The following is a 19,479-nucleotide window of genomic DNA, read 5'->3' as shown; positions in this document are numbered from 1 at the left end:
ATTCACCTCTCTACCGTTTCCATGACAAACGCTTCAATCATATCTCCCTCTTTAATATCGCTAAAGCGTTCAAGCGTTATACCGCACTCATAGCCTTGGGCCACTTCTTTGGCATCATCCTTGAACCGTTTGAGGGAGTCGATTTTGCCTGTATAGACGACGATTCCGTCGCGAATGACTCTTGCTTCCGCAGCGCGCGTGATCTTGCCGTCCACAATCATCGAACCGGCAATCGCGCCGACTTTCGTTACTTTGAATACGTTGCGCACTTCGGCATGGCCGATTACAACTTCTTTGTAGATCGGATCCAGCATGCCCTTCATGGCTTGCTCGATCTCGTCAATTACGTTGTAGATGACGCGGTGCATGCGCACGTCAACTTTCTCTTGAGCGATTGTAGCTTCCGCTTGCGGATCAGGACGGACGTTGAAACCGATGACAATCGCGTTCGAAGCGGATGCCAGGATGATATCCGATTCCGTAATGGCGCCTACGCCATTATGAATGATTTTAACGCGTACGCCTTCGATATCGATCTTCGCCAGGGAGCCTTTGAGCGCCTCAGCGGAGCCTTGAACATCTGCTTTGATAATGACGTTAAGATCCTTGATCTCTCCGTCTTTAATATGCGTATACAGATCATCCAGCGTAACGCGCGTATTGGCGCCCATTTCGGATTGGCGATGCTTGATCGCACGGCGCTCTGCGATTGCACGTGCTTTGCGCTCGTCTTCGAACACCATAAACGGATCGCCCGCTTGCGGCACTTCTGTCAAGCCAGTAATCTCGATCGGAGTCGACGGGCCTGCTTCCTTCAGTCTGCGTCCACGATCGTTCACCATCGCTCTGACACGGCCGAAGCAGTTGCCCGCTACGAATGCGTCACCGATCTTGAGCGTGCCGTGCTGCACGAGAATACGTGCGACAGGGCCTTTGCCTTTATCCAGCTCAGCTTCGATAACCGTCGCTCTGGCGCGCTTGTTCGGATTCGCCTTGAACTCGTTCACTTCTGCAACGAGCAGGATCATCTCAAGCAAGCCTTCCAGATTAATGCGCTGCTTAGCGGACACTTCAACAAAGATTGTATCGCCGCCCCACTCTTCAGGCACAAGTTCATATTCCGTCATTTCTTGCTTGATTTTATCCGCGTTCGCTTCCGGCTTATCGATCTTGTTCACTGCAACAATAATCGGTACGCCAGCCGCTTTGGCATGGTTAATCGCTTCTACGGTTTGCGGCATGATGCCGTCATCCGCAGCTACGACAATAATGGTAATATCAGTCACCTGTGCGCCGCGTGCGCGCATGAGCGTGAACGCTTCATGGCCTGGCGTATCCAGGAACGTAATCTTTTTGCCGTTGATTTCGACTTGGTATGCGCCGATATGCTGGGTAATGCCGCCGGCTTCTGCCCCTGTCACGTTCGTTTTGCGAATCGAATCCAGGAGTGTTGTTTTACCGTGGTCGACGTGGCCCATGATGGTCACAACCGGTGGACGGCCAATCAATACCTCTTCATCATCGTTCTCTTCCACATTCTCGAAGTCGTCTTCCTCAACCGGAATCTTCACTTCAACTTCTACGCCGTATTCGCCAGCGATCAGAAGAATCGCATCCATATCGATTTCTTGGTTGATCGTCGCCATTACGCCAAGGAACAGAAGCTTTTTGATGACTTCGGAAGCGTCCTTATGCAGCAGCTTCGCCAGATCGCCGACAGTCAGCGTGCCGCGGACAATAATTTTCTTCGGCGTATTGTCGATTTTCTCACGTGGAGGCTGTTGCGGGCCTCTGTTGTTCCGGCCTTTGCCTCCGCGGTTGTTGCCGCGGTTGCCGCCGTAGCCCGGACGACCGTCCTCGAAGCGCTTCTGATTGCCGCCATTGCGGTTGTTCTTGTTGCCGCCACGATCATCGCTGCCGGTGCGGGGCTGCGATCTGCCTGCATTAGAATCAAAGCTGCGGCTTTGTCCTTGCGGAGCTTGCGCCGGACGATTGCCAGATGGCGCTCCGGAGCCGCCTTGACCGAAGGAGCGATTGCCGCCTCCGCCTTGGCCCTGACCGGATGGACGGTTGCCTTGATAGCCGCCTTGGCCGCCAGACGGACGATTGCCGCCTTGACCTTGCCCTTGACCAGCTGGACGGTTGCCGCCTTGGCCTTGACCGGATGGACGATTGCCTTGATAGCCTTGACCGCCGGATGGACGGTTGCCGCCGCCCTGGCCTTGACCGGACGGACGATTGCCTTGATAGCCGCCTTGTCCGCCGGACGGACGATTGCCGCCTTGCTGGCCTTGACCTGCTGGACGGTTGCCGCCTTGGCCTTGTTGGCCTTGGCCGGCAGGACGACTGCCTTGACTGTTTTGCTGTGGTCTTTGTTCACGTTGCTGCTCTGAAGGTTGTGTTTTCGTATTAATAGAGTTCATTGTCCCCTGTCTGTCTTGTGATGTTGTATTCGCGGTCTGTTGCCCGCCTTGAGAAGATTGCCCGCGATTGGCAGGCACTGGAGCCGCGGATACGGCTGCGCCGCTCGATTCCTGGGCGCGCTTAGCCGCAGCGTTCGCTTTAATATCCCGGAAGAATCCTTCCACTTTATGCACCATTTCATTCTCCATGACACTCATGTGGTTGTTCACGGGCAAATTCAAGCGTTTTAGGATCGTAATAATTTCTTTACTGCTCATATTAAGCGACTTTGCGTATTCGTACACGCGCAGCTTGTCTTTATTGTCCTTGCTGTCCTGTTTGTTGCTCAATAGGATCCACCTCCGTATTTTGGCTCAGATGACTTCCAATCATTTTTCCGAATTGCATATCGGTAACCGCCAGCACGACGCGTTCAGATTTGCCTATCGCCCTTCCCAGCTGCTCTCGATCGAATGCCTCGGCGAGTTGTATTCCGTAGGTGCCGCATTTATCTCGAAATTTTTTCTTCGTGTTGTCGGACGCGTCTCCTGCGAGAATGACGAGATGGGCTTTGCCTGCTCTTACAGCTTTGAGCACAATTTCATCACCAGTGATGAGCTTTCCCGCTCTCATCGCCATTCCGAGCTGCGACAGCGCCTTATTCGTCTTCATCATCCGGCGTCTGCTCCTTTGTTGCGATGAATTGCTCTTCCACCGCAATAAAATCTTGTTCCAGCTGATCGTATATATGCTCGCCTACAGGCTGCTTCAATGCCCGGTCCAGCGCTTTCGATTTCTTCGCAAGTTTGAAGCAAGCGACTTTCCCGCACAAATAGGCTCCGCGGCCGGCTTTTTTGCCAGTCAAATCGATGCCGACCTCTCCATCCGGTGTGCGCACGACCCGAATGAGCTCCTTCTTCGGCATCATATTCTGGCAAGCGACGCACTTGCGAAGCGGTACTTTCCTCGGTTTCACCGTACACCCTCCTTTGTCAGCGTAATGGCCGCAAACGGGACGAATTAATCGATGGAAACAGAATCCTGATGCATCGTTCCAGTAGCCGATTTCGGACGTCCATACTCCTGCTCCGCCTGCGTCTCGCTCTTAATATCAATCTTCCATCCTGTAAGCTTGGCTGCAAGTCTTGCATTCTGGCCTTTGATGCCGATCGCCAGCGACAGCTGGTAGTCCGGCACAATGACTCTCGCCATCTTCTCTTGCTCGAATACGATAACTTCAAGCACCTTGGAAGGGCTCAGAGCGTTAGCAACATATTCCTCCACATTTTCCGACCAGCGCACGATATCGATCTTCTCGCCCTTTAGCTCGCCTACAATGGTCTGTACGCGCATGCCTTTTTGGCCAACGCAGGAGCCGACCGGATCGACTTCGTCATTGCGGGAATGAACCGCGATTTTGGAACGGAATCCTGCTTCGCGCGCAACGGAACGGATTTCAACGACGCCGTCATAGATTTCGGGCACTTCAAGCTCGAACAACCGTTTAAGAAGTCCTGGATGCGTGCGGGATAAAATGATTTGAGGACCTTTAGTCGTATTCTCTACCTTCGTAATAAACGATTTCACGCGGTCGCCATGCTTGAACTTGTCCGTCGGCATAAGCTCGGTCAGCGGCAGCACAGCCTCCACTTTGCCCAGATCGACGAACAGGTTGCGCACATCCTGACGCTGCACGATGCCATTTACGATATCCTCTTCTTTGTCGATAAAAGCATTGTAGATCAATCCGCGCTCCGCTTCGCGAATGCGCTGCGTCACAACTTGCTTCGCTGTCTGTGCGGCGATGCGCCCGAAATCGCGAGGCGTTACTTCAATCTCCGCGACATCGTCCATCTGGTAATGCGGGTTGATCTCCCGGGATGCTTCCACCGTAATTTCCAACCGAGGGTCAAGCACCTCGTCAACAACGGTTTTGCGCGCGTATACCTTGATGACGCCAGTATGCCGGTTAATATCGACTCTTACGTTTTGCGCCGTGTTGAAATTGCGTTTGTAGCTGGATATCAGAGCGGCTTCGATCGCTTCAAGCAGCACATCCTTGGCGATACCTTTATCTCTCTCAATCTCCTGCAACGCTTCAATAAAATCCATACTCATTGGAACGAAGTTCCCCCTTTCATAATAGAAGCAAATTTAAAATTGGATGGCCAAGCGGGCGCTGGCGACTTTGCCGTAAGGAATGTTATGCTCTTTTTTGCCAACACGAACGACGGCAGTTTCACCGTCGAACGACAGGAGCGTGCCTTCGAACTCCTTGGAACCGTCTAATGGCTCGTAAGTGGTGACGTAGACATACTTTCCGATCGCCTTGCGCACATCTTCGGGCTTCTTCAGCGGTCTTTCCGCTCCTGGTGAGGATACTTCAAGGAAATAGGCTCCGGAGATAGGATCGTTACTGTCAAGCTGCTCGCTGACGTATTCGCTGATACGTCTGCATTCGTCGATGTCAATTCCGCCTTCCTTGTCTACGAAAATGCGCAAAAACCAATTGCTGCCTTCCTTGATATATTCAATGTCGACCAGTTCAAAGCCATTGTCATTGAGATACGGGAGAACCATAGTCTCAATGGCGGATTTGATAGTGGATGTGCTCAAATTGGGTTAACCTCCTGTATAGGTTGCAATGTGATTTTGCCGAATACAAAACGTAAAGAGTGGGTTTCCCCACTCTTCTGCATCAAGAATCTATCCTCATCATTGCCACAAAAATTATATCATAACCGCATAATCGTGACAAGAAATGATTTCTAGTCATCCCGTTTGATAACAATCGCATGAAATCGCAATTAGAACAGGGATAGCTGGTTAGACTCCGGCAAACCTCTGAAGCAGCCCATTCCACTGAGCACCTCGATAATCGTCTTCGTTGCCTTCGATTTCATCTGGAAATCTTCAATGGAAAGGAACTCGCCATCGTTGCGCGCTGCCGCAATATTGCGAGCCGCATTATCGCCGATCCCCGCAATCGCCGCAAATGGCGGGATTAGCGATTCACCGTCCACTTGGAACTTAATGGCGTCCGAACGGTACAGATCGATCGGCTTGAACGAAAAGCCCCTTGCGGTCATTTCCAGCGACATCTCCAGCTGCGATACCATATTCTTCTCCTTCGGCGCCGCATTGAAGCCCTTCGCCTCAATCTCGATCAGCTTGCGGAGAATGGCGTCATATCCCTGGCACAGAAGTTCCAGATCAAAATCGTCAGCGCGAACCGTAAAGTATGTCGCATAATATTGAATCGGATAATAAAGCTTGAAGAAGGCCGTCCGCACCGCTGATATAACATAAGCAGCCGCGTGCGCCTTCGGGAACATGTATTCAATGCGAAGGCAGGAATCGATATACCACTGCGGCACCTTGCAGCGCTTCATCTCATCGATCCACTCCTGCGTAAGGCCCTTGCCCTTACGCACGCTCTCCGTAATTTTGAACGCCAGTCCCGCATCCATTCCTGCCTTGTAGATCAAGTAGAGCATAATATCGTCGCGGCAACCGATAACGGTTTTGATGTTGCAGGTGCCGTTTTTGATCAGCTCTTGCGCATTGCCCAGCCATACACCCGTTCCATGGGACAATCCGGAAATTTGCAGCAAATCCGCAAAGGACGACGGCTGCGTCTCCTGGAGCATCTGTCTTACAAACTTCGTTCCCATCTCCGGCACGCCATAGGTAGCGACAGAGGACCTGATCTGCTCCGGCGAGACGCCAAGCGCTTCGGTCGAGTTGAACATGCTCATCACCTTAGGATCATTCATCGGAATCGTCGTCGGATCGACACCGGTCAAGTCCTGCAGCATTCTCATCATCGTCGGATCATCGTGTCCCAGTATATCAAGCTTAAGCAAGTTTTCGTCAAACGCGTGATAATCGAAGTGCGTCGTTTTCCACTCCGCGCTCGTATCGTCAGCCGGGAATTGCACCGGCGTTACATCCTCGACCTCGATATAATCGGGAACAACGACGATGCCGCCAGGATGCTGTCCCGTGCTCCGCTTGACCCCGGTACAGCCGCTTGCCAGTCTCGCAAGCTCCGCTCCGCGCCACTTCTTTTGATGCTCTTCTTCGTATTTCTTGGCAAATCCATAAGCCGTCTTCTCCGCGACCGTACCGATCGTTCCCGCACGGAACACGCTTTTTTCCCCGAACAGCACTTTAGTATAATTATGCGCAATCGGCTGATATTCCCCGGAGAAGTTCAAGTCGATATCGGGAACCTTGTCTCCCTTGAAGCCAAGGAATGTCTCGAACGGGATATCCTGACCTTCACCTTTCATCGGCTTGCCGCAATGCGGACAAGCCTTGACCGGCAAGTCGAAGCCGCTTGGCACGCTGCCGTCGAGGAACCACTCGCTGTGCTTGCATTCCGAATTCAGGCACAAGTAATGCGCCGGCAGCGGATTAACCTCGGAGATACCAAGAAACGTCGCTACGACCGAAGAGCCTACGGAACCCCGGGAGCCGACCAAATATCCGTCACGGTTGGACTTCTTCACCAGTTTTTCGGATATCAGATAGTTGGCGGAGAACTTGTACTTAATAATCGGGACAAGCTCCTTCTCCAGCCGGTCGATCACGACCTGCGGGAGCTCGTCGCCATACATGGACTTCGCGGTCTCGTAGCAAGTATTGCGAATCTCTTCATCCGCGCCATCGATATTCGGTGTGAACAGCTCCTTCGGAAACATGTCGTACGTCTCGAAGCGATCGGCAAGCTCCGATGTATTCGTCACGACAACCTGTTTCGCTCTGGCTTCGCCCAAGAAGGAGAATTCCTTCAGCATCTCCTCCGTCGTACGGAAGTGGGCATCCGGCTTGCGCTGTCCTTTAAGCGGACTGAAGCCGGTAATGCCATGAATCGTAATATCCCGGTACATCTTATCTCTAGGATTCAAATAATGCACATTGCCCGTCGCAATGACCGGCTTTCCAAGCTCGTCCGCAATCTCGCAGATTCGGCGCATCGCACCTTCGATCTCAGCGCGGCTGCCTACCAGCCCTTTCTCAACCAGATGCATGTAGAAGTCGATCGGCTGAATCTCAAGCACATCGTAGAATTCTGCAACTTCCTTTGCTTCCTCCTGCGACTTATTAAGCACCGATTCGAAAAACTCGCCCTTCTCGCAACCGGATATAACAAGCAGCCCTTCCCGCAGCGCCACTAGCTTGGTTCTCGGAATAGTGGCAACCCGTTTGAAATGTTCGGTATGAGATAATGAGATTAGTTTGAATAAGTTCTTTTTGCCTACTGCGTTAAGCGCGTAGATATTGCAATGGAACGGCCGAGCGTTGGACAAATCCAGCCCGACGTAATCGTTCAGCTGATGCAAATCTTTGATGTTGCGCTCCGCTGCGTCTCCAATCAGTCCAAACAACACACCGCCGAGCGCTACGGAATCGTCAACAGCGCGGTGATGATTCTCAAGACTGATCTTGTATTTGTCAGACAGCGTATTCAGACGATGATTCTTCATGGTTGGATAGAGGAACCTGGCCAGCTCCAGCGTATCCAGTACGGGATTCGTGACCTCCGGCAAGCCTAGTGATTTGCAATTGGCCTGGATGAAGCCGATATCGAATCTGGCGTTGTGCGCGACCAGAATGTCGTCCCCGATAAACGAAATAAACTCGCGCAGCTTCGGCTCAAGCTCCGGCGCGTCCTTGACCATATCGTCATTAATATTCGTCAACTGCTGAATATGATAAGGAATCTTCTCATGCGGGTTAATGAAGGTGGAGAAACGGTCGATTTCCTTGCCGTCCTGCATCCTCACGCCCGCGAGCTCGATAATTTTGTTGTTCACGACAGACAGGCCCGTCGTCTCAATATCGAATACGATGTACGTGGATGTTGCCAAAGGGGCTGGACGCGAGTTCAAGACCATCGGCACAGCATCGTTGACGACGTTCGCTTCCAGTCCGAACAGCACCTTCATCTCATGCTTTTTGGCGGCCTTTACGGCATCCGGGTAGCATTGGATATTGCTGTGATCCGTTACGGCAATCGCCTTATGCCCCCACTTCGCCGCCATCTTCACATATTCGCCGATCGGCGTTACGGCATCCATCGTGCTCATCGTCGTATGAAGATGGAACTCGACGCGCTTTTCTTCAGCCTTGTCCATCCGCTCCGGAGGAGACTTGATCTCATGAAGATCATTTGGCATCATAACAAGCTCAGGCTCCTGCATAAAGCGGTCGTATTCGATTCTGCCCCTCGCCTTGATCCATTTGCCATTCGCAAGCTGGGAGAGAACTTTCACATCATCCTTCGTTTTGGCGAACATCTTCATCGCGATAGAATCGGAGAAGTCGGTCACATTGAAGGTGAACAAAGTGCTCCCGTTGCGAAGCTCCTTCATATCGAGTCCGAAGACCGCGCCTTGCACCGTAATCTTTTTCTCTTCATCTTGAATGTTCATGAGCGGCACAGCTTCTTCGCGAATATCGTAGCCGACCGCAAGGCGGACAACCTCTTCGCCATTATCCTCGCCCGCCGCCGACTCCACCAACGCATCAGCCATCAATTGCTGAACGGCATCGCGCTCTTCCTGCACGATTTTTTGCTGGAACTCTTCATACACCTCTTGTCTCGGCTCGCCTGCGACCAGCTTGACTTGGCAATCGCGATCAAAGTAGGTTTTGTAGAAGGCAGCGACCGCATCGTCCACCTTCTTCTTTCTCGCTAGTTCCAGTCCCGTCGAGTCGAGCAGCGAAAGCGTAATGACGCTCCCCTGGGCTTCAATGGACGCCCTCTGCAGCCAGCCGTTCACGGATGCAATCTCACGCTGAGCCCACTCGGTGAAGAGCGGCCAATATTGCATGACGATATTCTCCGTCTCCACAACAGAATCATATTGGAACACAAAGGTTACCGCTGCAATATGCTCGAATTTCATCCTTACCGCCTGGCATAATCCATTATAGGCTTGTAAAGGAACCATGGACGTCTTGCGGATGCAAAACGTCCATTCGCGGTTGCTGTTGCTGACAACAACCTGATCTATATAACCATCTTGAAAAAACGTATGAATAAGTTCTTGCGGCAGCCCCGCTTGCTGCAATAGCAGCTCAAAGCGCTGTCGCTTGTTACCGGTTAGGCTCATCACATTCAGCTCCTGTCGATCCGAACCGAAACCCTATTCAGTTCTTAATAAGCGCGGGCAAAGACGACCGTATGCTTCGCTTCGTCACCACATACGAGGCACGATGTCTTGTGAACGGAAGGCTCGAACGGAATATTGCGGCTCGTCGCGCCAGTCTCTTCCTTCACTTGCTTCTCGCATGCTGCAGAACCGCACCATCCGGCTTCGACGAAGCCGCGCTGCTCTTCCAGGAACGCCTTCATCTCATCCAGCGTATCGACTGTACGCGAATTCTCTTCGCGGAATGCCTTGGCCCGGTTGAACATCTCCTGATGGGTCTCCTCCAGCATGGCTTCCACTTCCGCTACCAGGTTGTCCTGCTTCACGATTCGCTTCTCGCCCGTGATGCGGGATACGAGTACAACTACGCCATTCTCCATATCGCGAGGTCCAAGCTCCAGTCTGATCGGTACGCCGCGCATCTCGTATTCGTTGAACTTCCAGCCAGGGCTTACATCGGAGCGGTCGTCCACACGTACGCGCACGCCGGCTTTTTTCAGCTCTGCAAACAGCTCGTCTACGCGTCCTACAACCTGCTCACGTGTCTTGGCTGGTCCGATCGGAATCATAATAACCTGAGTTGGCGCTACCTTCGGAGGCAGAGCCAAGCCGCGGTCGTCGCCATGAACCATTATCAACGCGCCGATTAAGCGCGTGCTTACGCCCCACGATGTGGTATGAGCAAATTGAAGCGTATTCTCGCGGTCCAAATATTTGATATCGAATGCGATAGCAAATTTATTGCCTAGATAATGCGAAGTTCCGGCTTGTACGGCTTTTCCGTCTTTCATCATCGCTTCGATTGAATAGGTGTCTACAGCCCCGGCGAACCGCTCCGAAGGCGTCTTCTCGCCCTTGATGACTGGAATAGCAAGGAAATCCTCAACGAAGCTTGTATACACCTCAAGCATCTGCATCGTTTCCTGGCGCGCTTCTTCCTCTGTCTCATGAGCGGTATGGCCTTCCTGCCACAGGAATTCGCTTGTGCGAAGGAACGGCAGCGTACGCTTCTCCCAGCGGACTACATTCGCCCATTGGTTGATGAGCACGGGCAGATCGCGATAGGATTGAATCCATTTCGCATACATGTGGCCAATCATCGTCTCGGAGGTCGGGCGAATCGCCAGACGCTCCTCCAGCTTCTCGCCCGCAGCTTCCGTTACCCACGGAAGCTCCGGATTAAAGCCCTCGACATGCTCCTTCTCCTTCTGGAAGAAGCTCTCGGGAATGAATAGAGGGAAATAGGCGTTGCGATGTCCTGTTTCCTTGAAACGGCGGTCCAGATCGCGCTGAATGTTCTCCCACAGCTCGTAGCCTTCGGGACGGAAGACGATACAGCCGCGTACCGGCGAATAATCCATAAGCTCCGCTTTTTTAATTACATCGATATACCATCTTGAGAAATCTTCGCTTTGCGGCGTAATTTCCGTTACAAATCCTTTATCCTTTGACATGAGCGACAGACTACTCCCCTCGAACTAATCGTAAAATATCATTATAGGTGACAACAAGCATTAGCAGCATCAGCATCGCAAAGCCGACGAAATGCACCATGCTCTCTTTGTTCGGATCAATCGGCTTTCTTCTTACAGCCTCCAGGCCAAGGAAGATCAGTCTGCTTCCATCTAGCGCCGGAACAGGCAGCAAGTTGAAGATGCCAAGGTACAAGCTGAGCAAAGCCGTCCAAGATGTAAGCTGAACAATTCCTTTGCGCGCTATCTCGGCCGTCATATCAGCTGTTCGAACCGGACCGCCCAGATCCTCCAGCTTGAATTGACCGGTAATCAGCATCTTGAAGCTCTCAAATATAAACTCTGTCGATACCTTCATGAGTGTTGCTGCCCTGGAGATCGTCTCGGTGAACGTCGCCGATCTCATCGGCGGTGACGCACTGATGCCGACCTTGCCTACGCCAAGCTCATTCAACATTGGCGTGACCTTGATCGTATGTACTTGGCCATCCCTGTTCACGATCATTTCGACCGGTTTGCCAGGCGATTTGCCGATAATATCGATCATTTGTTCCAAATCCGCCCCGATTTTAACCCCGTTCACGGACTCCACCACATCGCCTTTTTTCAGATCTACTCCGGCTGCGGGCATTTTCTCTTCGATCGAGCTAATGATCAGCTTATCCGGATTCTCCACCGGCACACCCACCATTTGAGCATACACGGCATAGAGCACGAATGCCAGAATAAAATTCATCATCGGGCCGGCAAATATCGCCATCGCTTTTTTGCCGACCGGCTTGCTGCCGAAATGCCTGTCAATCGGCGCGATCTGTGTGTCTCTGCCTTTGGCAATGACCAGCGCTTGCGGATGAACATCGTATCTCTCCGGCTCTCCCTCAACCAGCAGGGAAATCGAAAGCCTGCGCTCCAGATCCACATCCTCCACCTCGCCGCGAACGGTTCCCGTCCGCTCATCAAGCCGATCCAGGAAGATGCGAGTGACTTGATTATCCTTAATCCGAACGGCTACCGTCTGCCCTGGCTGGACTTCCACAATCTCGGGATCTTCTCCCGCCATCCTGACAAAGCCGCCTGCCGGTATGAGCCGCAGTGTATATCTGGTTTCGCCGCGTTTGACGGAGAAGAGCTTCGGCCCAAAGCCGATTGCAAATTCCCTGACGAGAATACCCGCCCGCTTGGCAAAATAGTAATGTCCCCATTCATGTATCGTCACAATGACGAAAAATACGAGCACGGTCGATAAGACGACCTGAATCATCCCCATAGACGTGTTGCCTCCTGTTCGTTACGGCCTGTACATAGATTATCATTATTCTCCCGCCCGATACAAGAGAACCACTTTTTCGGCAGGGTCAGACCGTCGCGGCTAGACCGCGAGCCCACTCGTCCACTTCCGCAATTGTCTGTAAATCATGGACATCGCATACGTTATGCCGCTCTACTACGGTTTCCAGCACCCGCTCGATATCGAGGAAGGTAATTTCTTTATTCAGGAATCGGGCTACCGCCACTTCATTCGCCGCGTTATACACCGTCGGCGCAGACTGTCCCAGACGTCCGCAATCAAAAGCGAGTCTAAGGCAAGGGAAGCGCTCATAATCCATAGCTCTGAAGTTAAGCTTGCCGATCTCTGCGAGACTAAGTCGTTCGGTAGGCGTAGGAAGCCGCTCCGGATAGGTCAGCGCATACTGAATCGGCACGCGCATATCCGGCATGCCGAGTTGAGCTATGATGCTGTGGTCATTGAATTCAACAAAAGAATGAATAATACTCTCTGGATGGATAAGAACATTAACCTGATCGTAATCAAGACCGAACAGCCATTTGGCTTCAATGACTTCAAGACCTTTGTTCACCATTGTAGCGGAGTCGATCGTTATCTTGGCACCCATCGACCAATTCGGATGCTTGAGCGCATCCTCTACCGTGACGCCAGCCAGTTGTTCCCGCGTACGGTCGCGGAACGAGCCGCCGGAAGCTGTCAACGTAATGCCGAGCACGTCATTCCGTCGCTCACCATTCAGACACTGATAGATAGCAGAGTGCTCAGAGTCGATCGGCAGAATCGACACGCCTCGCTCCTTGGCTCGCTGCATAACAATATGCCCTGCCGTAACCAGCGTTTCTTTGTTCGCCAGACCAATGGTTTTGCCGGCATGAATGGCGGCAAGCGCAGCAGGCAGCCCTCTGCTGCCGATAATGGCCGTCACGACCGTATCCGCGTCAGTCCCAGCGGCAACCTCGATCAGTCCTTCTTCACCGTAGGTGACACGCGTTCCACCCGGCATGTATGGCCGGGCCTGCTCCGCCAGCTCCTTTGTAGCGAGACTTACTAATGCGGGTCTGAATTCTTTCGCTTGCTCGATGACGAGCTCCACATTGTTTCCTGCCGACAAGGCCGTGACACGGAAGCGGTCCGGTTGATGCCTCACAATATCCAGCGTCTGAGTGCCGATGGACCCCGTGGAGCCTAATAGCGCTATCTTCTTCAACTAAAGTACCTCCAACTTAAACAGGGATAAGCTCCGTTAGCAATAATAGCGGAAATACGATCAACCAGCTGTCACAGCGGTCGAGCACGCCTCCGTGGCCAGGAAGCAAATTGCCTGTGTCTTTTATGTTCCTAACGCGCTTGTACGCCGATTGGATCAGATCGCCGAATTGACCAGCGATGGCTGCAACAACGCCAATTAGCAGCGCTCTGCCGATACCGACTGTATCCGGGCCCAGCAGGGCAAATACAACGGCAACAACTAACGACAGCACGATGCCGCCAACTGCGCCTTCAATGGTCTTGTTGGGGCTAATAGAAGGCCACAGCTTCGTCTTGCCTATTGCCCGGCCGGTGAAATAAGCGCCGATATCCGAAGCCCATATGCAACCAAAGGAAAGAAACGACCAGAACAGGCCATGCTCGCCCATGTCGCGTACCGCAATCATGGCAGCAAATCCATAACCTACATATAAGGCGCCAAGCAGCATAAGCGAAGCGCCGTCTATGGTCGTTTTGTTTTTGGTTACGACTGTTACGGCAAGCAGAAGAAATGCCAGCATCCACATAATCGTGAGCGGCGAAGGCATGCTGAGACCCCATGCCTCCCATGGAAGGACGAAGTACAGCACTCCGGCGAAGCCAAGCAACGCGGAAGGGTGAAACGGAGAAAAACCGTTCATGCGGGTATATTCATAAAATCCGATAATGGCAAGCAGCACCAGCAATCCTGTATAATAGGCTCCGCCCAATACGGCCAGGGCGACAAACACTGCGCCTGCAATGACACCTGTAATCAATCGTTGTTTCAATGCCAAGTCACACTCCGTCGTTTGATGCTATAATCCGCCATACCTCCGACCTCGCCGTTGATAGGTTTCAATGGCTTCGTGGAAATGCTTTTCCGTAAATTCAGGCCAATATACATCCGTAAACCAAAACTCACTGTACGCCAGCTGCCAAAGCATGAAGTTGCTTAGTCGCAGCTCGCCGCTTGTACGAATAAGCAAATCCGGATCAGGGATGTCGTTTGTAAGCAATCGGCTCGACATGGCGTCTTCGTCGATCGCTTCCGCATCCAGCTTGCCGTTCTTCACATCCAGCGCGATATGTTTAATAGCGTCCAGCATTTCCATGCGGCTGCCGTAATTTAGAGCGAAGTTAAGGACAAGTCCCGTATTGCCAGCTGTCTTGCTGACTGCTTCTTCCAGGGCGTGTATCGTATGCTGAGGCAAGTTATCCCTGGATCCCATCATGCGTACTTGCACATTGTTGGCGATCAGCTCGTCCAGCTCGATCTCCAAAAACTGCTGCGGCAGCTTCATCAGGAAATCAACTTCAGCTTTAGGCCGTTTCCAGTTCTCCGTGGAGAAGGCGTACATGGTTAGATATTGTATACCAAGCCGGTCCGCAGCAATCGTAATGCGCTTGACCGTTTTCATCCCGGAATGATGGCCTGCCATACGCGGCAAACCGCGTTTCTTGGCCCATCTTCCGTTCCCATCCATAATAATGGCTACGTGCCTCGGCACATTTCCTGTCTCAATTGAAGCCGGCTTCGGCGCGAATGATTCGCTTAATCTTGCCCAAAGTCGCTTGATCATCTAGCTTCCTCCCAACCGATAAGAACAATCGTCTATCGGAGTACTTCGAGGATGGGTGATTATCGCCCATCCCTCTTCGTATGATCAATAAAAACGTAACCCCACCTGTCGGAGGGGTTTAAGCGTGATTTAAACTTCCATTATTTCTTTTTCTTTGGCAGAAAGAACCTTCTCGACTTCTGCGATGAATTTATCCGTTGTCTTTTGAATATCATCCTGATGGCGACGCGACTCGTCTTCGGAAATATCCGTTTTCTCCAGCTTCTTCACATCATCGTTGGCATCGCGGCGAATGTTGCGGATCGCTACTTTTGCTTCTTCACCGAATTTCTTGGACGTCTTCACCAGTTCAGAGCGGCGCTCTTCCGTTAGTGGCGGCACGGAGATCCGGATGGAAAGTCCGTCATTGGATGGCGTCAGGCCAAGATCCGACTTCAAAATCGCTTTCTCGATCGCTCCCAGTGACGATTTGTCCCAAGGCTGGATCATCAGTGTCCGTGAATCCGGCGTATTGATGTTCGCGAGCTGGTTCAGAGGCGTCTGTGCGCCATAGTATTCAACTTGAATACGGTCAAACAGCGCCGGGCTTGCCTTGCCCGCGCGAAGCGTGGACAGATCGCGCTTTAACGCGCCGATCGCTTTCTCCATGCGCTCTTCTGCACTTTTCTTAATCGCTTGTGGCATGCTATTTCGCACTTCCTTTCACGATCGTACCGATTTTCTCACCCAGCACGACCCGTTTAATATTTCCATTCTCCGTGATGGAGAATACGATTAGCGGGATATTATTATCCATGCAAAGCGAGGATGCCGTGGAATCCATTACGCCCAGATTGCGGTTAAGCATGTCTAGGTATGTAAGTTCTTCGAATTTCTCGGCGTTTTCGTCTTTGAACGGATCGGCGGAGTATACGCCGTCTACTTTGTTCTTCGCCATTAGAATCACTTCAGCTTCAATCTCCGCTGCGCGCAGAGCTGCTGTTGTATCTGTGGAGAAGAACGGGTTGCCTGTTCCGGCAGCGAAGATCACGACGCGCCCCTTCTCCAGATGGCGAATTGCGCGACGTCTAATGTACGGCTCAGCGATTTGCTGCATGGCAATCGAAGTTTGAACGCGAGTTGGCACATCAATTTGCTCCAGTGCGTCTTGAAGAGCTAGTGAATTCATGACGGTGGCCAGCATGCCCATGTAATCCGCCGTTGCACGATCGATGCCTTTGGCTGTGCCTGCGATGCCTCTCCAGATGTTGCCGCCGCCTACGACAATAGCAACTTCTACGCCAAGATCAATCACTTCCTTCACTTGATTGGCTATGGAAGAGATAACGGATGCTTCAATGCCGTAACCTTCTTGACCGGACAATGATTCGCCGCTCACTTTCAAGACGATGCGTTTAAATACAGGATGTTCCAACGTTATTACCTCCATCATGCACCTCGCAACCGAGGACACTCTTTTTTATTCCGGTTAAGCTAGAATTGTACGATATGCCATTTATAGAAAAGAAGGCGGGGCGGACGCCCCGCCCCGCCTGTGCGTTCGGATTACAGTTTTGCTTGAGCCATAACTTCTTCAACGAAGTTGTCGACTTTTTTCTCAAGGCCTTCGCCCAGCTCATAACGAACGAAGCGACGGATCGAAATATTTTCGCCGATTTTGCTGATTTTTTCATTCAGCAGGTTAGAGATCGTTTTGTCCGGATCTTTAATGAAGGACTGCTCAAGCAGGCAATACTCTTCATAGTATTTCGAGATGCGGCCTTCAACCATTTTTTCAACGATTTTCTCAGGCTTGCCTTCGTTTAGAGCTTGGTTTTTAAGAATTTCTTTTTCTTTTTCGAGTTCTTCAGCCGGAACTTCTTCACGACGAACGAATTTCGGATTTGCTGCAGCGATTTGCATCGCGATATCTCTTGCAAACTCACGGAATTGATCCGTTTTTGCAACAAAGTCAGTCTCACAGTTAATTTCAACCAGCACGCCGATACGGCCGCCAGCATGGATGTAGGATTCAACTACGCCCTCAGTCGCAACACGTCCAGCTTTGTTCGCTGCCGCAGCAAGACCTTTCTCGCGAAGCAATGCGATCGCTTTTTCTACGTCGCCACCTGTTTCGTCCAGCGCTTTTTTGCAATCGAGCATACCTGCTCCCGTTCTCTCACGAAGTTCCTTTACCGCGCTTGCGCTAACTGCCATGAAAAACCCTCCTAAAAGTTTACATCAGAATTTTGTTCAAAAAAAGGGTAGTGAGAGGTTTGCACCATCTGACCACCCTTTGTTGTTACGAAATGATGTTTTAGTTTGCGATTAGGCTGTTGTTTGCTCGCCTTGGTTCGCTTCGATGATCGCATCAGCCATTTTAGCTGTAAGAAGCTTAACTGCACGGATCGCATCGTCGTTACCAGGGATAACGTAGTCGATTTCGTCCGGATCGCAGTTTGTATCAACGATACCTACGATTGGGATACCCAATTTGCGAGCTTCAGCAACGGCAATACGCTCTTTGCGCGGATCGATAACGAACAATGCGCTTGGCAGGCCTTTCATGCCTTTGATGCCGCCCAGGAATTTCTGAAGACGATCTTTTTCCTTACGAAGAATGATAACTTCTTTCTTCGGAAGAACTTCGAACGTGCCGTCCTCTTCCCATTTCTCAAGCTGCTTCAGACGGTCGATACGCTTTTGAATCGTTTGGAAATTCGTCAGCGTGCCGCCGAGCCAGCGTTGGTTAATGTAGAAGTTGCCGCAACGCTCTGCTTCTTCTTTCACCGAATCTTGAGCTTGCTTCTTTGTGCCGACAAACAGCATAGTGCCGCCCTCAGCTGCTACGGATTTAACAAAGTTGTACGCTTCGTCAACTTTCTTAACCGTTTTTTGCAAGTCGATAATGTAAATTCCGTTTCTTTCTGTGAAGATATAACGATCCATCTTCGGGTTCCAACGACGAGTCTGGTGACCGAAGTGTACCCCAGCTTCTAGAAGCTGTTTCATGGAAATAACCGCCATTTCTTCAACACCTCCTGTAATGGTTTTTGTGTGTCCCTCCGCTCGATCGCGTTTTCCGACAAAACTCTCGCCTGGCGAAAGCACCGTTGACGGAATTGATCAGCGTGTGTTTTTAACACCGTCAATTAATATATCATAGATGAGGGGCCCATGCAAGAACACTTTGCCACTTCCGTATGAGAAATCCATTATTGCGCGGCCAGCCACGCTTCCGCTTCCGACTTGCTAATCGGTTGTCCCGTTACGCCGACTATTGCCCCGTCGATTCCGGCCTTCTCAGCAATCAAAAAATAACCGGCTCTGACCTGCTTGTTTTTAGCTTTCATTTGTTTGACGAATAAGGGCGCATCATCGATGATGCCGCTGGCAAGCAGCAGCTCCGATGTCTCTGTCAGATTAAAGCCGGGCTCGATGCGGATGAGCTTCTGAGCCGGCTCCTGCAGCTCTCCCGCTTCTTCCTCCCCCACATCCGCAACCGGCGTTTCGGACCCCTGAGCTTCCGAAGGGGACACCTCTGGGGTCCCTTCAGGAGAAGCTTCCGGTGATTCCGAGACGGCATTTTCATTGCCCGCTGAGGAATCCGGCGTAAGTTCTTCTCCGGTCGGCTGTTCCTCTTGCAAACCGCCTTGCCTTAATTCCTGCTCCATTTCGTTCAGCTTATTCTGGCTGTTCTGTCCCAGCATGAACAGCTGCAGCAGCAGCGCACCTGCAATGATCCCAACGCCAAGCCCAAGCACAAAGGAACGTTTGTTAAACATGGAGCGAGCCCTCCTGCTTGGACAGGCCGATAATAAGCTGAACCTCTCCTTTATTCATCCCGAGCTTCTTGGCAATCGCTTCGATCGACTTACCTTCCGCATAGAGCCGGAACAGCTCCGAATAGCGGTCATGAATCGAGCTCGGCTTGGCGCTTTGGTCCTCAAAGCCGATCTCTGCCATTTCGGTCCTGGCTGAATGAGAAGCCGAAACGGGAGCCGCTTGCCCCGCTAGATCGGCAGTTGCAGACTGCTCAGCGATCAAGCGGGCTTCGGCAGGCTTAACAAGCGAATCTTGCAGAAGCTTCTCAAGCTGCCCGCAGCGCTCTTCTAATGTAGCGATCCGTTTATCCTTGCTGTCCGCCTCCTGCTTGGCCGCTTGCTGGGATTCCGCAATCAGCCGGATCAGATGCTCATTGTCCTTCTCCATGTTTTCCATGAATTGATCGAGCGCGGTCTCCATATTGCGGACTGACTGCGGGGCTTCAGTGCTGTCCGGCTTCTTCCTCGGCATGGCGAAGGCGCCTACGGCGACAACCGCTCCTACGAGTACAATATAGTGCCATGGTTCCATGTATAGCA

General features: G+C 51.8%; 17 protein-coding genes. All 17 read right to left on the bottom strand.

Annotated features, from left to right (window positions below):
• Nucleotides 1-2: 2 nt before the first annotated feature.
• The gene (gene infB, locus D3P07_RS16530; RefSeq protein WP_119801357.1) at nucleotides 3-2,753 is read right to left on the bottom strand and encodes a translation initiation factor IF-2; all 2,751 of its coding nucleotides are present in this window, start codon (nucleotides 2,751-2,753) and stop codon (nucleotides 3-5) included.
• Complete coding sequence (locus D3P07_RS16525) at nucleotides 2,722-3,075, bottom strand: L7Ae/L30e/S12e/Gadd45 family ribosomal protein (RefSeq protein WP_119801632.1); 354 nt, start codon at nucleotides 3,073-3,075, stop codon at nucleotides 2,722-2,724. Before D3P07_RS16525 ends, infB begins: the two co-directional genes overlap by 32 nt.
• Nucleotides 3,062-3,379: an RNase P modulator RnpM gene (gene rnpM / locus D3P07_RS16520; protein WP_119801356.1), complete on the bottom strand. Its 318-nt coding sequence runs from the start codon at nucleotides 3,377-3,379 to the stop codon at nucleotides 3,062-3,064. The genes D3P07_RS16525 and rnpM overlap by 14 nt, the downstream gene beginning before the upstream one ends.
• 44 nt (nucleotides 3,380-3,423) lie before the next feature.
• Nucleotides 3,424-4,521 carry a transcription termination factor NusA gene (gene nusA, locus D3P07_RS16515; protein WP_119801355.1) on the bottom strand — a complete coding sequence of 366 codons (1,098 nt, stop codon included), beginning with the start codon at nucleotides 4,519-4,521 and terminating at the stop codon, nucleotides 3,424-3,426.
• Between the two features lie 36 nt (nucleotides 4,522-4,557).
• A complete protein-coding gene (rimP, locus tag D3P07_RS16510; RefSeq protein ID WP_119801354.1) occupies nucleotides 4,558-5,019 on the bottom strand; it encodes a ribosome maturation factor RimP in 462 nt (153 codons plus the stop codon).
• Nucleotides 5,020-5,210: 191 nt separating this feature from the next.
• On the bottom strand, nucleotides 5,211-9,527 hold the full coding sequence (locus tag D3P07_RS16505; RefSeq protein ID WP_119801353.1) for a PolC-type DNA polymerase III: 4,317 nt from the start codon (nucleotides 9,525-9,527) through the stop codon (nucleotides 5,211-5,213).
• 44 nt (nucleotides 9,528-9,571) lie between these two features.
• Nucleotides 9,572-11,020, bottom strand: coding sequence for a proline--tRNA ligase (gene proS / locus D3P07_RS16500; RefSeq protein WP_119801352.1), 1,449 nt, complete (start codon nucleotides 11,018-11,020; stop codon nucleotides 9,572-9,574).
• 10 nt (nucleotides 11,021-11,030) lie between these two features.
• Nucleotides 11,031-12,305, bottom strand: coding sequence for an RIP metalloprotease RseP (gene rseP / locus D3P07_RS16495; protein WP_119801351.1), 1,275 nt, complete (start codon nucleotides 12,303-12,305; stop codon nucleotides 11,031-11,033).
• 88 nt (nucleotides 12,306-12,393) lie between these two features.
• The gene (locus tag D3P07_RS16490; protein WP_119801350.1) at nucleotides 12,394-13,533 is read right to left on the bottom strand and encodes a 1-deoxy-D-xylulose-5-phosphate reductoisomerase; all 1,140 of its coding nucleotides are present in this window, start codon (nucleotides 13,531-13,533) and stop codon (nucleotides 12,394-12,396) included.
• Between the two features lie 16 nt (nucleotides 13,534-13,549).
• On the bottom strand, nucleotides 13,550-14,344 hold the full coding sequence (locus D3P07_RS16485) for a phosphatidate cytidylyltransferase (protein WP_119801631.1): 795 nt from the start codon (nucleotides 14,342-14,344) through the stop codon (nucleotides 13,550-13,552).
• A 27-nt stretch (nucleotides 14,345-14,371) separates the two neighbouring features.
• Entirely contained in the window at nucleotides 14,372-15,136 is a 765-nt protein-coding gene (locus D3P07_RS16480; RefSeq protein ID WP_119801349.1) for an undecaprenyl pyrophosphate synthase, read from the bottom strand.
• Between the two features lie 129 nt (nucleotides 15,137-15,265).
• A complete protein-coding gene (gene frr, locus D3P07_RS16475) occupies nucleotides 15,266-15,820 on the bottom strand; it encodes a ribosome recycling factor (RefSeq protein WP_119801348.1) in 555 nt (184 codons plus the stop codon).
• A 1-nt stretch (nucleotide 15,821) separates the two neighbouring features.
• On the bottom strand, nucleotides 15,822-16,550 hold the full coding sequence (gene pyrH, locus D3P07_RS16470; RefSeq protein ID WP_119801347.1) for a UMP kinase: 729 nt from the start codon (nucleotides 16,548-16,550) through the stop codon (nucleotides 15,822-15,824).
• Between the two features lie 131 nt (nucleotides 16,551-16,681).
• On the bottom strand, nucleotides 16,682-17,332 hold the full coding sequence (gene tsf / locus D3P07_RS16465; protein WP_119801346.1) for a translation elongation factor Ts: 651 nt from the start codon (nucleotides 17,330-17,332) through the stop codon (nucleotides 16,682-16,684).
• A gap of 111 nt (nucleotides 17,333-17,443) precedes the next feature.
• Nucleotides 17,444-18,142, bottom strand: coding sequence for a 30S ribosomal protein S2 (gene rpsB / locus D3P07_RS16460; RefSeq protein WP_119801345.1), 699 nt, complete (start codon nucleotides 18,140-18,142; stop codon nucleotides 17,444-17,446).
• 188 nt (nucleotides 18,143-18,330) lie between these two features.
• Complete coding sequence (locus tag D3P07_RS16455; RefSeq protein ID WP_119801344.1) at nucleotides 18,331-18,900, bottom strand: hypothetical protein; 570 nt, start codon at nucleotides 18,898-18,900, stop codon at nucleotides 18,331-18,333.
• Nucleotides 18,893-19,471 (bottom strand): DUF6115 domain-containing protein, encoded by a 579-nt coding sequence (locus tag D3P07_RS16450; protein WP_119801343.1) that lies wholly within the window; start codon nucleotides 19,469-19,471, stop codon nucleotides 18,893-18,895. Before D3P07_RS16450 ends, D3P07_RS16455 begins: the two co-directional genes overlap by 8 nt.
• Nucleotides 19,472-19,479 lie beyond the last annotated feature (8 nt).

It is taken from the genome of Paenibacillus sp. 1011MAR3C5, from assembly GCF_003591485.1.
GTDB lineage: Bacteria > Bacillota > Bacilli > Paenibacillales > Paenibacillaceae > Pristimantibacillus.
Note: the sequence above shows the minus strand (reverse complement) of the source record. Positions and strands in the feature narration are given on the sequence as shown.

Excerpts from the sequence above, each read along its gene's own strand:
- D3P07_RS16525 (WP_119801632.1), bottom strand. The coding sequence starts at position 3,075 with ATGAAGACGAATAAGGCGCTGTCGCAGCTCGGAATGGCGATGAGAGCG.
- nusA (WP_119801355.1), bottom strand. The coding sequence starts at position 4,521 with ATGAGTATGGATTTTATTGAAGCGTTGCAGGAGATTGAGAGAGATAAA.
- D3P07_RS16505 (WP_119801353.1), bottom strand. The coding sequence starts at position 9,527 with ATGAGCCTAACCGGTAACAAGCGACAGCGCTTTGAGCTGCTATTGCAG.
- proS (WP_119801352.1), bottom strand. The coding sequence starts at position 11,020 with ATGTCAAAGGATAAAGGATTTGTAACGGAAATTACGCCGCAAAGCGAA.
- rseP (WP_119801351.1), bottom strand. The coding sequence starts at position 12,305 with ATGGGGATGATTCAGGTCGTCTTATCGACCGTGCTCGTATTTTTCGTC.
- D3P07_RS16480 (WP_119801349.1), bottom strand. The coding sequence starts at position 15,136 with ATGATCAAGCGACTTTGGGCAAGATTAAGCGAATCATTCGCGCCGAAG.
- frr (WP_119801348.1), bottom strand. The coding sequence starts at position 15,820 with ATGCCACAAGCGATTAAGAAAAGTGCAGAAGAGCGCATGGAGAAAGCG.
- tsf (WP_119801346.1), bottom strand. The coding sequence starts at position 17,332 with ATGGCAGTTAGCGCAAGCGCGGTAAAGGAACTTCGTGAGAGAACGGGA.
- rpsB (WP_119801345.1), bottom strand. The coding sequence starts at position 18,142 with ATGGCGGTTATTTCCATGAAACAGCTTCTAGAAGCTGGGGTACACTTC.
- D3P07_RS16455 (WP_119801344.1), bottom strand. The coding sequence starts at position 18,900 with ATGTTTAACAAACGTTCCTTTGTGCTTGGGCTTGGCGTTGGGATCATT.
- D3P07_RS16450 (WP_119801343.1), bottom strand. The coding sequence starts at position 19,471 with ATGGAACCATGGCACTATATTGTACTCGTAGGAGCGGTTGTCGCCGTA.